The sequence below is a fragment of the Streptomyces sp. AA4 genome (assembly GCF_000158875.1).
Classification (GTDB): Bacteria; Actinomycetota; Actinomycetes; order Mycobacteriales; family Pseudonocardiaceae; genus Amycolatopsis.
This window is the reverse complement of record NZ_GG657746.1, coordinates 93,589-106,009: the sequence shown is the minus strand read 5'-3', so window position 1 is coordinate 106,009 and position 12,421 is coordinate 93,589. Positions and strand designations below refer to the sequence as shown.

Sequence of the window (12,421 nt, the reverse complement as noted above, 5' to 3'; positions counted from 1 at the left end):
GGCACGGCGGGCTCCCGCTCCGCTCCGCCCACCGGCCGGGCCGCGCGGCCGCCAGCGGTGCCGGGCCCCAGCGCCGCCCGCCGACAACACGCATGGCCCTCGCACCAGAACCGGACATCCCACCCATGCGGAAACAGTCGCCAAGGATCCTCGACCTGTTACGCAGAAGCATCGCCTAGAACCACCCCGAAGCCTGATCGTGACAACGGTCGGTAGCACCGCGTCAAGGCGGGAAAGCGTGCCTTGACCCGGTCCTACCGACCGCGTGGGAGCTTCGTATCGGGGTTGGGGGAAGTGTGGGCAGGTAAGACGCGGGCTGAGCGCGCGAGCGTCAGGCACCGTCAGAGAGCATGATCAACTCCCCGGTTCTCCCCCGGAAAACGATCGAAAACGACGAGAACCGGCGACCGGGCATGATCATCCGCGGAGCGCACCCGCGCAGGTCACGGCCAAGATCGGCAGATGACGAGAAACAGCCACTCACCTGGGCTTTGACTCCGTAGGTTCTGGGTTCGAGCCCCAGGCGGCCCACCACTCTCATAGCACCCTGACCAGCACATACAACGTCCTGAAGATCCACTTAGCGGTGGCGTGTCCAGGCCAGTGTGCCCCGTTTCGCCTCCGTTTGTGCCGTTTGTGCCGCTGTGCCGCCGTGCCGATTTGCCGCCGGATCCGAAAGCCTGCGGCGGGACCCGTATTTGCGGGCCAGCTCGTCGGCGTCGCAGATCGTGGCCCGCACCGCGGCGATGGCCTCCGCAGCCTGACTGACGGCTTTGCCCAGGGTGACGACTCCGGCGGCGTTGGTGTCCAGACCACGCATCGGCGCCCTGTGCTGCCCGGCGGCGGCATCGTCGGGGTTTCCGGGAAGACCCTGGCCGTCGAGCGGTCGCCCTTGCCGAACCGTTCGGCCGCGACACCCAGGTGTTCGCCGAAAGCCCGCACCGACAAGCGCCGCTGGACGAACGTGGTCGACAAAGATTCCCGGCAGTGCCCGCCGACCCCCGCGCCCCCCGCCCTTGATCGCGGCCCCGATCCGCCCGACCACTTCGGCACAGTCCGCCTCGCCGTACCTGGCCGCTTTCGCCCGGCCTTCCCTCTCGCCGCTCTCAACCTGTCCGGCACCGTCGCGAACCCATCATTCCCCTCCCTCGGCCACCTCGTCATGCCATGGGGAACACGACGGCGTGATCAACTTTCCGCCCCCGAACAGGGGCATGACCCGCCGGAATGCGGACAGCTACGTAACCGCGGCCGAGGAGAACCACTCAGCCGCCCGACCGCGGGAGCCGGTCCGCGTCGGGAGAAAGCACCACCGCCGGCCATCCGATGGTCCCGGACTCCGTTGCGTTTCCGGGTTCTTCAACCAGGTCCTGCGAGCAGACGCCCGCGATCGGGTCGTATTCGGCGTAGACGGTCCGGGGTTTCGCCGGGCTTGACTTCGTCGGCGATTTCATGAGCGCACGCCGCATCGTCGTCGGCCCCTGCGCGGTCGGGCCGAAGTTTTCGCTCGCGACCAGCGTGCCCGACGTCTCCGCCATCGCTCCCGAACGGGGTGCGCGGAGGCTTCCGGCTGCGCGACTGCCGCCGATCCTGAAGGGTTTATGGTCTTGCTGTGGCATCGTGGCGCGTTATGAACATTCGCAAGTTAACGGGAACAGACTCACGAACGCGTCTCCAACGGATTCTTTTCGGAACGCCCGCGGGCCGGTTGAACTTGTCCAAAGCCGAATACGAGACGGTCGGCCTCCCAGACCGCGCCGCATACACCTTGGTTTACGGCACGACTCTCGTAGCCCTGTTTCTCGCCGGCGTCTCGTTTGTCCTGACGGCCTTGGGCTGGCTGTCTTTCACCGGGGTTAGCTGGAGCCCTTCGGATCAGGCGTTCGGTGTGACGTTGGGAGTATATTTCGGGTTCACCGGGTTGCTGGGCCTGTTGCTGATCCGAGCGTTCGTTCTTGCGGTCCGGTTGAACGACGGCGCAACGGTAGCCAATGTCCAATCCGCGCTCTGGAAGTTTTTCGCGTACTGGCTGATCGTCATCGCAGGGCTGGTCCTCGCGAGAGCGTTCGACTCCATGTTCGTGTGTGTCCCGGGAACGTGCCCTGTTCCCGATCCGAAGGCATTGGCACGTGCCGCTACCGTACCGGCACTGCTTGCGGTCAGCATCGGTTTCATCCCGGTACTGGTGGACGCACGCAAGGAGGTAAGAACCGGCCAGGCACGGGCGGCGCAGAGCGCACCAGCACCGCAACCGGTATCCGTAACGGTGCGCCAGCGGTCTCACGGGGCGTCTGTGATCGCGTCAGCCGGGGTCGTGGCCGTCGTCGCGGCTGTCATGTGGGCGAGAGCGAAGCGTTGAGCCCAACCGGATTCACATCAATGAGCACGACTAGAGAACGCGATGAACGACGCCGTTCACCGCATTGCCAAAGCCGACGAACCGTCAGCGCACCGCCGCGCGACCGGCCGACCGCCGGACCGAGGCCCCCGCGCAGAACCGCCGATCGCCGGGCGCTGCCCGTCACGGACTTTGAGCCAGAGCCGGAGAAATCTGGCCATTGACAAACGCGCCCGTCCGCCAGGCTCGGCTCGCGGCCCTCCTTCGGCCGTCGCCCCTGTGCTGCAGGCCCGGACCAGAACCGCGCCGCGCCGACCAAACGGAAACGCCGACCCCCGCCCTCGCCAGTGCCGCGGTGGAGGTCATCGGGAGTCCTGGGCCGCGGCACTGGTTGAGCGGAAGGAGTTTCTACAGACCCTGGTTCAGCATGCCCGAGGCGATAGCTCCGCTGTCGTCGCCCTTGAAGATCGAAAGTTCGGCTTGGGTGACGCTGTTGTTCGCGTCGCAGCTCTCTGCGGAGAGGACGAAATCAAGCCCGCCCGCTTTCCATGAGAGGGTGGCGAAAGGTCCGTTCGGGTTGGTGCCGGGGAACCATTGCGACGCGTAGATTCCGCTGGCAGTGGTGGTGAGGACCGGCCCTAGGCTCGCGAGGACGACAGTGGCGGGGCCGTCGTTGAAGGCGGGCGGTTCGGTCTGATGGGTGACGGTGCCGCTGTATGTGCCGACGAGTCCGGGGGCAAGGCTGCCTGTCCACGCGGCGATTCCGAGCTTGCTGGTGTCGCAGCTGTCGGCCGCGGACGCAGCTGCCGGAACGACGGGCAGAAGGGCACTCGCCGCGAAAACCGCGAGGGCGGCGGTGACGGAACGTCGCTTCCAACGCATGACGACTCCCCTTGTGCGAAGCTCTGGGCGGTTTTCCGGTCGAAAAGCAAAACTGGGATTAAATACTGCGGCCACCCCTGGAAAATTGCAACCCCGGAGCGGGACACCCACCTATCAGGTGACGGCGGTGCGGCCGTGTCCGGGGCCGCGGAGGAGCATCGGGAAGCCAGCGACGGGCCCTGCGGCTGCCGCGAGCCTCGCGGGGTGCGCTGACGCGACGACCATGACGACTACGACCGACGCTCCGCATCGGCACCCGGCAGGGGCGCGCCCACAGCGTCCGCATAACCGGCCGCTGTGGGCGCGGCCTTGCTTCCGCCGGTGCGCAGCCCCTGCCGGGCGGGCCGGGGTCAGGACGGCTGGCTGTCGCCGGGCTGCCATTTCTGGCTGGCGCTTCCGATGCACCGTCTGATGACCAGCGGCGTGCCGACGGCGGTGCCGACGTCCTTGGTGTCCAGGCACAGGCTCGAGTTGCGATCGGCGAGGGTTCCGTCGGGCTGGGGCATCCAGTGCCGGCCTTCCGCGGCTACCCCCGCGAACGGCGCGCGAGACGCGTTCCGGGAAACCTTGATCGCCTCACTTCTCCGGCTTCGCCACGCAGACTTTCAATTTTCCGGTAACTTTCATCTCACCGCGAGGGATCGGGCGGGCGGCCAGGCCGTCCCATTGAACGGCATTCTTGATGGACAGCACTCCGGTGCCGTCCGGAAGGCACCGTCCACGCAGTGTCGGGCTGACCCAGATAGGCAGCAAAATTTGATAAATCCCTTCACGCTTGTCTTTTTCAGCGTCCGGGCCGGCCGCGTTCCCGAGCGCTCCGTACCATCGGGTTCCGGAATTCTGCGTATTGTCGCACGTCATTGTCAGCTTGTCATTGCTGATCGCGCAGCCGGTCAGCGCCCGGTCACTCTTCCAGGTCTTCCCGTCGTCCAGTGAATACCGCAACGGGAGCTTCCCCTCCTGCGGTTTGACGAAGCCCGCGTACCCGGGTACCCCGAAGTGGAAGACGACCTTGCCGGCAAAGTCGCCGACGACTTCGTATCCGCTGTTGCTGACCTGCCATTCCGCGGTCCCCCACTGCGCGAGCTCGCTGGTGATCGGCGCCCTGTCTTTGCTGCCCTCGAACCCGTTGACGAAGCAGGTGCGCAAGGTCCCGAACGCGTACTGCGTGCCGTACTTGTTCTTCCCGCCCTGCGGATTGTCCTGCTCGACGTTGTCGAGGGTCAACCAGCTGGGCTGCCTCCCCGACGAGCAGTTGCCGACTGGGGAGTCCGCGTCCGCGTGCAAAATCGGCAGGAAACGCAGCATCTGGAACTTCCGTTTCCCGTTGCCGTCTCCAGAGGAACCGTACCATTGTTGCCCCTTCCAGCCGGTGTTATTGCAGGTCATCGTCTTTTTGTCCGAGGAGGTCCGGCAGCGGTACAGGCCCGCGTTCCCGTCAGCGTCCACCCAGCTCCTCCCGTCGTCGTAGGAGTACTGAAGCCTGATGTAGTCGCGCGGCTGCGGTACGAAGGTGGTGTGGTCGGGGGCGTGGAAGACCATCGTCCCGGTGTAGTCCATCGAGACGTTCGGTCCCGCGTTGCTCACCAGCCACGGGACGGGTCCGGTGCCGTCGGGCGAGAGCCGCCCGCTCAGCGCGGGCTTGCCGGTGTCGGAGCGGTCCTTCGCGTCCGGGAATCCGCTCTCGGTGCAGACGGCGAGCTTCCCGGTGAGAGCTATCGAACCGAGCTGGTTCCATCGAGCGGCTTTGTCCTCGCCGCCCTGGCCGTTGGCGCGGCGCGCGTTGGCGAGGTTCATTGTCGCGGTCCCGCCGTTCATGCACGTCCCGACCGGGGCGTCGTCGTTCATCCTGGCCTGAACCTGGAACCGGAACCGGAGCGCGAATTTCTTCCCGCCCAGGTCGTTGCCCCACAGTCCTGCCCAAGCGTTGTCATTGTACGGATACGCTTTATTGTCACCGATGTTCCTGCATGTCATTATCTTCGCCGTATTTGCGAAATAGCAACCGAACAGGGCCGGGTTGCGCGGATCGGTGCGCCAGGTCCGGCCTCCGTCTTCGGAGTACTGCAGCGGGATCTTCTGGTCCGGCGGCGCGAGGAAAACCATGTTGTCCGGGGCGGTGAACACAACGTCCCCGGTGTAGTCGGCGTTGAGCTGGTACCCGTTGTTGGCGATCTCCCACGTCACTGTCGTCTCGCCGCCGGGGAAGACCTTCGCGGGCGGCGAGTCGGGTTGCGACATCCGATCGGTCTTGTCGACGATGCAGAGCGCCAGATCCGACCGCACCGACAACCTCCCCGTGTCGCCGCGCGGAACCCATTTCCCGCCGTCGGTGTACTGCGTCGCGTTCGCCAGCTCCAGCGTTCCGTCGCCCGACGCCGACCCGCACTCGCCCGGGGCCCGCGCGTCGACGGGAGCGTCGTCGTCGACCCTGATCGTGGGGCGGAACCGCACGACCGCCGCGTTCTTGTCTTTTCCTCCCTCCGCTCCTTGCCCGCCCTGCCAGCGCATCTGCTTCCGGCCGGTGTTCTGGCACGTCATCGTCTTGCCGTCGACGGTCGCGACGCAGTCGTGCAGAGTGTTGGCCGGGTCGCGGCCGCCGCTCGGTTCCATGTTCCGCCACGATGCGGGCGAGGTCCCGAAGCTGTACTCCATCGGGATCTTGCCGTCCTTCGGCGCGACGAACCTCGCGTGGGCGGGCGCGCGGAACGTCACCGTCCCGGTCATGTCGGACTTCAGCTCGTACCCGGTGTTGCGCATCATCCACGGGACCGGGCCCTCGTGCCCCGGAGCGAGCATCGCGTACGGCCGCATCCCCTCGTCGCTCCACGGCACCCGGGCGGCGCCGGCGAAGCCGACGGACCCGACTACCACGATGCTGGCCAGTGCGGCCCCGCCCGCCGGGTACGTGCCCAGCGGCACCGCGCCGCCGTCGAGCTCGGGACGCTTGACGACCGCGGTCGCCAGCGTCATCGCCACGGTCCCGCCGGTCAGCACCACCTGAGCAGCATCCTGATCCACCCTCAGAAGCAGCGGCCCCAGGACGATGCGCTCGTCGGCCTTGTCCTTGCCGTCGGCGTCGCCGAGAGCGCCCCGCCAGGTCGTGCGGCCCAGGGAGTTGTGCGCACAGGCCAGGATCCTGTTGTCGTGTTTCCCGGCCTCCAGGCTGCGCACCGCGCACTCCGACACCGTGAACGGGGTGTCGGGAATCCCGTTGCCCACCGTGTGGCCGGACACCTCCGCCTGGTTCTCGAACCGGGAGTGCTCCGGGGCGGTGAACGTCACCGGGCCGAAATCGGCCTCCACGTGATGCCCGGCGTTCTCCAGCACGAACGGCAACCGCGCCTGCTCGCCGGCCGAGGCCGCAACGACGCTCCGCCGCACCCGGACCGACCTGTTCGGATCCTGGATGTACACGTGAATGCCCGCGGTAGCGGTTCCGACTCGCTGCGCCAGGGACAGGCGCATCGCGATCAGTGCACGCCCGGGGAGCGGGATCCGGTCGGCGGGGGCGTCCGCGGCGACCGACACCACGGGCGAGAGCCTGATCAGAGCGCCGGGCGCGATACTCCCGGCGGACGACTTCGGGCACTCCAGGCGCTGTCCCTCGTCGAGCGCTTTGCAGTCGGCCGAGGCGATGCCGAGTTTGTTCCAGCTCTTTCCGCCGTCCGCGGAAACCTCCCACTGAAGCTGGTTTTGCGGCACGAACCGGGTATGGGCAGGAGCAAGGAGGGTGACCGCCGCTCCCGTGCCGGAGACGTCGAAGGTGTACCACTGGGTGTTGCGGAACACCACTTTCGCCTCGCCGGTCTTTCCCGGCGCCAGCGGAGAAAGCCCCAGCACCGGATCGAAAGACACGGCGGGCGGGCGGTGGACCGAGGACGGCTGCGTCGTGTCGACCGCGTCCATCAGCGGCAGTATGGTGCCCCGGTGGGGCGTTCCCAACGACAGCCGAAGGCTTTGCACGCCCGCGCGCGCCGTCATCCGGAACGCGCCCGCGGCCGGGTCCCAGCCCAGAACTCGGTCGTCGAAGCCCAGCGGGCGCAGCGAGAACGCCTTGCCCCCTTTGCCGTCGTCGCCGGCGGCCGCCGTGCAGAACGCGAAGCCCCGGTCGTTCGCGGTCCTGGGGTCTCGCAACGAGACCTTGTTGGTTTCGCTGTCCCAGTAGAGGTCCTTCCTCGACCACGGATCATGGAAGGTGTAGCAGGACTGGTCGGCGTCGGCGGTGTAGAGGCGGAACTTCGAGCGCCAGCCCGGCTCCCATGCGAGGTCGCCGTTGTCGGCGGCGAGCTCGAGGTTGGTCTCGTCGCGCTGTTTGAGGACGGCCTGCCGGGTCGCCACGTCCACCAGCGACGCCGTGTTCTCGGTCGGGAGATCCACCTCGCTGCTCCAGTGCGGCGCGAGGATGTGCCAGGTCGTCCGCGCCGCGAACTCGCGCTGGTCGACGAGGCTGAGGTCGGCCGGGTTCGCGAAGTACGGGCCGGTCTGGCCGAGTCCGGCCTGTGCGTACAGCACCCGCCCGTTGTCCGCGGTCTTCTTCTTGAGGTCGGCGGGGTGCAGCACGAACCCGCCGCCGGGCGCGCGGCTCGGGCACACGTAGCGGCCCGCCTCGGAGTACTTGATATCGTCGGCGCTGGCTGCCCGCTGCTCCCAGTCGGCGAAACCCCCCGGCGGGGGGTCGGGATAGGCTGAGGTGCGCAGGCGGTAGCACCTCGGGATGTCGGACGGCATCAGCGCGAAGGTGGCCTTCTTCTTCTCGTCCGGAGAAGAGGCGTCCGTGACCGCGGCGGTGCGGATCCGCCCCCGGGGCGAGCCGCCGGGGCCGTCCTCGTAACTCCAGAACCGGTCGGGCCGGCCCTCGAAGGCGCTTTGCACGGACACCGGCAACCCGGTCGGCACCGAGGCCGCTTCCCCCGAGTCGCGTGCGAGGATGGCGCGCTGCCCGGCGAACAGCATCGCCTGGTCCGGGCTGATCGCGAGCGCGCTGTCGACGCCGCGGCGCAGGTCGACGCCCGCGGGCACCCGCCAGCGGGCCGCGATCAGGTCGCTGCCCGTCGGGATCCTGCGCTGCTCCCGCAGGTCGTAGAGCGCGTACCGGTCCCCTTTGAGCAATACGATCCGGTCAGTGCCCGGCAATCCGCCCGAACGGGGACTGTCGGGCAGGACCGCGTCGACGCCGTCGGCGAATTCCGGCGGGAGCCCGTGAAGCCGGTTGGCGATCGTGTCGTCCCACTCGAGCCGGGAACTGCTCCCGGCGTACTTGTAGCGGCCCATCTTGTTTCCCTTGAACAGCAGCAGGACAGCACCGCCGTAGTCGTCCCTGACGTCCACCGCGGCGTCCACTCCGGACGCGTACGCGCTCCCCCCGAGGCCTGGCCAGGCGTCGCCGATCTTCTTGGGCGTGTTGTCGCGCAGGCGGTCTTCCCGATCGTCGTAGCTGACGAACGTGTCGCCCTTGAAGAACCCGAATGCGGTGTAGCGCCCGTCTCGCTGGTCCCAGCTGTTCGGATAAGCGAACGCCGCCGAGACGCGGCCGGGGATCCGGGTCTCGAACAGGGCGGGGAACCGCGCGGCGATCCACCCGACGTCCTGAACCGGCCAGCTCACGCGCCGGTCCGCGTCCGCTATGCACCTGTTGCGCGGGCTTGGGAACGGCCCGGCGGCCCCGATCCGGTAGGTGATGTCCTGCCGGGTGATCTGGTGCGACACGAACGTTCCCCAGGGTCGTTTCGCCCGGTAGAACAGGTCGGCCGTGAGCGTCTGGCTGCTGTCGAGGAACACACGTCGTCCGGCTTGCGGGTCGGCGCCCATCTCGTAAGTTCCGCCGTCGGCCGCGGTGACCCTGATGACGAGGTCGACGTCCTTCTTGAGCCGCGGGTCGGGCTTCCACGTGATGACGCGTTCGGTGCTGCACGGAACGACGTCGTTCTGGACGTCGACGGCCGGCATCGTCGGGATCTCCCCCGGCCGAAGAGCGTCGGGGGAGAATTCCGGCGGGGGCGTGAACCACTGTGCCACGGCGTTGACGACGTAGCGGACCGCCTCGCTGGCGAGCTTTCCCAGGGTGTAGGTCAGCACCGCGCCGCCGAGCAATTGGCCGAGGGCGGGGACCACCAGCGCCCCCATGAAGGCCGCCATCGCCACGGAGTTCACCGCGATCGCTTCGGCGTCCCCGCGGTTGATCCCGTCGGCGAGGCCGAGCGCGTCGCCCAGGCCGGGCACCAGCGCGGTCACCCGGGCCGCGATCTCGAGACCGTCGACGTTCTCGTGGGTTTTGGCCAGTTCGTACATGTCGTAGGCCCACAACGCCAGAAAGGCTTTGTTGAGCGGCCCTTCGGTGAGGTTGAACTGGTTCTTCAGCCGGCCCTGGACCTTGTCCAGGGCCGCCTTCGCGTTCTCTTTGCTCCAGACCAGCTCCTTGCTGCCCGGTTTCTGGACCGGCCTCGGTATCTCGGCCATGAACTGTTTGTCCTGCAGGAGGTCCCGCACGATGTCGCTCGCCCGCCGGTTCACCGCGTCGGGCTGCACTCCCGTGCGCGTGCCGCCGGTTTGCGCCGTCACCGGGATGCCGCGGAGGATCTTCTGCGCCTCGACCGCGCCGCGCCACGGATCCCGGTCCAGCGGCTTGAACACCGTCGCCGTGTCGCTCCACCCCGACCCGCGGTCCGCGTACGGGTCGTAGCCCGCGGCGGCCGGCTTGTACGCCCGGTTCGCCGCTGCGTCGCCGGCCGGCAGTTCCTCGACCTTCGGATTCGGATCGGCGACCCGACCGTCGCTGGTCGCCTGATAGGTCGCCCGGTAGTGCTTGGCGCCGATGATGTTCTCCGGGGAGATTCGCCGGATCGCGGACCACTCCCGGGTGGCCTGCGTCGCCGCGCTCAGCGGTGTCGCCGTCTCGAAATCCTTGTACACGGCCTTCTTGTCCGCCGGCAGGTCCGGGTATCCGTTCTTGATCCGGGCGGCCGAGGCTTGCGCGGACACGAAGAACTCGGTCGGCTCGATCTCGTACACCCACCCCCACGCCACCAGCCTCGGCGGACTCCGGTACGTGCCCGGCTGGAACTGCGCCCGCGAGAGCGGCACGGCCTCGGCCTTCGCCCGGTCCGCGGACTCCGTGGTCGTGACCCACCCCGAGTCTTTCAGCACGTCCAGATGGGAGTTCTGCAGCCACTGGTCGGTCAGGGTGGAGTATTCCGTCCCCGGCGCGCTGATCCCGGCCGAGAACACCTTCGCGGGCCCGCGCTCGTCCTCCACTCCCAGGTACACGGAATCGGGCTTCGCGACGCTTCCCTGCTCCCGTAGCCCTGGATGCCCGATCGGCTCCCCCCGGTAGAGGACCGCATCAGGATTGCTCTTCACGAACTGCAAGTTCTCGTTGACCCTGGAACGGGTTGCCTCGGGCACGTCTTTGGGCTCCTGCTTGGGGATGCACGCCGCCCTGGCCCCGGAACTGGGGCACAAGGGAAGAGCCTGCGGCTGCCCGCCCAGCCTCTGCTCGACCGCGGCGGGGTCGCGCGTGTCCTCGACGGTGATCGTCGTCCCGGCTCGCACGATCTTGACTTCGCCCTCGACGATTTTCCAGTGGATCCCCTTGTCCTGGCTGATCTCGTTCGCCGCGGCCGTCACCGCGTCGGCGGTGCCGGAGATGTTCGCGTAGTGCCGGCGAGGGGTGATTCCCAGCTGCTGGGCTATCGAGGTTTCGGTGACGTCGGGGGCGGCGTTGCGCGCGTCCCGGATTTTTTTCAGCAATTTCTTCGTGGCGCGGTCTGGAGCCAGCTTGATGTACGTGTCCATTACCAGCCGCGAGTTCGCGATCGCCTTGTCCACGAGACGCTGCAGGCCGTGCACCTTTTGCTGCTCGGCCGCCAGGAGCGCGTCCGGGCCGCCGAGCGTGCGGATCTCCTCGAGAGGAATGTCCACTTCCCTGTGCTTCTTCTCGCCGAGGTACGTGGTGTACGTGTACGTGATCGGCACCGGCGACCCGTCGGCTGAATGCGGGTACCTGCTCCCCTCGAGGTAGTGGGACGCATGGATGAACTCGTGTGCCAGGGCGTCCTGCTCGCGGATCATGTACCGTCGGCTGTTTTCGAGGTTGACCCCGAAGATGGCGTAGCTTTCGTTCGGGACCACGATCTCGGCGGGGGACCCGACACCGTTGGCCGCACGCGTGTCGTCGTAGGCCATCGTGAACGCGGTGTTGCTGTATTTGGCGTCGCGCTCGCCCCACGCGCTCCGGTGGAGCACGACAGTCACGTCCTTCTGCCCGGTCGCCAAGTCCATGCCGACCTGGTCCAGGGGACGCATCTCGCTGATCCCGCGCAGCAGGCGCGCGCCGTCCGGAGACTTCGCTATCTCCGCGACCGCGTCCTGCATGCGCTTCACGAACCGCTCCGCTTCCGCCGCCCCGCCCGGAGCATCCTCGAACTTGACCACTTTCGGGGTTTTGGCGTCCTCGATGGCCGGGCCGTACAGATCCTTCACCACGACGATCCCGGACTTCTCCACGCCCGGAACCGGGATCCGCACGCCACGCATCCGGGAAGAAGTGCCTGGCAAGGTGACCTCGACGTCCTCGGGCACCTGAGGCGGCGCGGCCTGCCGGACGCCGACGCCGCCGGACGCCGGCCCCGCCATCCGCGCACCGCTCGTCGCCAGCCCCCCGCCGGATGATTCCGCCGCCGCGGCCTGGCGCACCGGCGACGCCGCCGGACTCCCCGCCGCGACCGCGGGCGTCAACGACGCGACCAGCGCCGCGAGCACTGTCGTGACCAGCGAACCGCGCAGCACCCCAGAAAACGCCCGGAAAGACTTCATGTCGGGGAAATCTAGGAAAACGCCCGTTGCCCGTCCAGCATCCGACACAAAACCACTCGATCGTGATCCGGATCACGTCGCATTTTTCCGGCCTGCGCAGGCAGTTCTCGCAAGCGCCGTTCCGTCGCGCCGATCCCGCTCAAGGCCCAGACGACCGCCGAAACCCCTGCTCAGAAGACCGCGTCCCGCAGAGGCGATCGCCGCCGAATCCGCAGGACGAACCCCGGGGACAATAAACGCCGCCCGGCGCAACCCGCGATTCTCCGCTTCGCAAGCACCCATTAACGCGAAGTTCCCACTACTATTTTCAGGTTTTTCGGCGGACCGGAAAAGGTGGCCGGCGTCGCCCGGACGGGTGGCGGTTTGTCTCCCGTCCGGGTGATTGCG

At 67.8% G+C, this 12,421-nt stretch carries 6 protein-coding genes; 1 reads left to right on the top strand and 5 read right to left on the bottom strand.

Features of this window, described 5'->3' with window-relative positions; translation table 11 throughout:
• Positions 1-580 precede the first annotated feature (580 nt).
• Positions 581-820: a hypothetical protein gene (locus SSMG_RS00470; RefSeq protein ID WP_037712111.1), complete on the bottom strand. Its 240-nt coding sequence runs from the start codon at positions 818-820 to the stop codon at positions 581-583.
• Positions 821-1,265: 445 nt separating this feature from the next.
• Positions 1,266-1,538 carry a hypothetical protein gene (locus SSMG_RS00465; protein ID WP_009071712.1) on the bottom strand — a complete coding sequence of 91 codons (273 nt, stop codon included), beginning with the start codon at positions 1,536-1,538 and terminating at the stop codon, positions 1,266-1,268.
• Positions 1,539-1,630: 92 nt separating this feature from the next.
• Between SSMG_RS00465 and SSMG_RS00460 the strand changes: the two genes are divergently transcribed.
• A complete protein-coding gene (locus tag SSMG_RS00460) occupies positions 1,631-2,359 on the top strand; it encodes a hypothetical protein (protein WP_009071710.1) in 729 nt (242 codons plus the stop codon).
• Between the two features lie 387 nt (positions 2,360-2,746).
• On the opposite strand, the gene SSMG_RS00455 is transcribed toward SSMG_RS00460, so the two are convergent.
• The 3 genes from SSMG_RS00455 to SSMG_RS00450 all read right to left on the bottom strand — a co-directional run bounded on the left by SSMG_RS00455 (position 2,747) and on the right by SSMG_RS00450 (position 12,034).
• Positions 2,747-3,295, bottom strand: coding sequence for a hypothetical protein (locus tag SSMG_RS00455; protein ID WP_159396474.1), 549 nt, complete (start codon positions 3,293-3,295; stop codon positions 2,747-2,749).
• 275 nt (positions 3,296-3,570) lie between these two features.
• Entirely contained in the window at positions 3,571-3,726 is a 156-nt protein-coding gene (locus SSMG_RS45170; protein ID WP_158687973.1) for an RICIN domain-containing protein, read from the bottom strand.
• A 70-nt stretch (positions 3,727-3,796) separates the two neighbouring features.
• Positions 3,797-12,034, bottom strand: coding sequence for a M91 family zinc metallopeptidase (locus SSMG_RS00450; RefSeq protein WP_078560671.1), 8,238 nt, complete (start codon positions 12,032-12,034; stop codon positions 3,797-3,799).
• Positions 12,035-12,421 lie beyond the last annotated feature (387 nt).

Excerpts from the sequence above, each read along its gene's own strand:
- SSMG_RS00450 (WP_078560671.1), bottom strand. The coding sequence starts at position 12,034 with ATGAAGTCTTTCCGGGCGTTTTCTGGGGTGCTGCGCGGTTCGCTGGTC.
- SSMG_RS00460 (WP_009071710.1), top strand. The coding sequence starts at position 1,631 with ATGAACATTCGCAAGTTAACGGGAACAGACTCACGAACGCGTCTCCAA.
- SSMG_RS45170 (WP_158687973.1), bottom strand. The coding sequence starts at position 3,726 with ATGCCCCAGCCCGACGGAACCCTCGCCGATCGCAACTCGAGCCTGTGC.
- SSMG_RS00470 (WP_037712111.1), bottom strand. The coding sequence starts at position 820 with ATGCGTGGTCTGGACACCAACGCCGCCGGAGTCGTCACCCTGGGCAAA.
- SSMG_RS00465 (WP_009071712.1), bottom strand. The coding sequence starts at position 1,538 with ATGGCGGAGACGTCGGGCACGCTGGTCGCGAGCGAAAACTTCGGCCCG.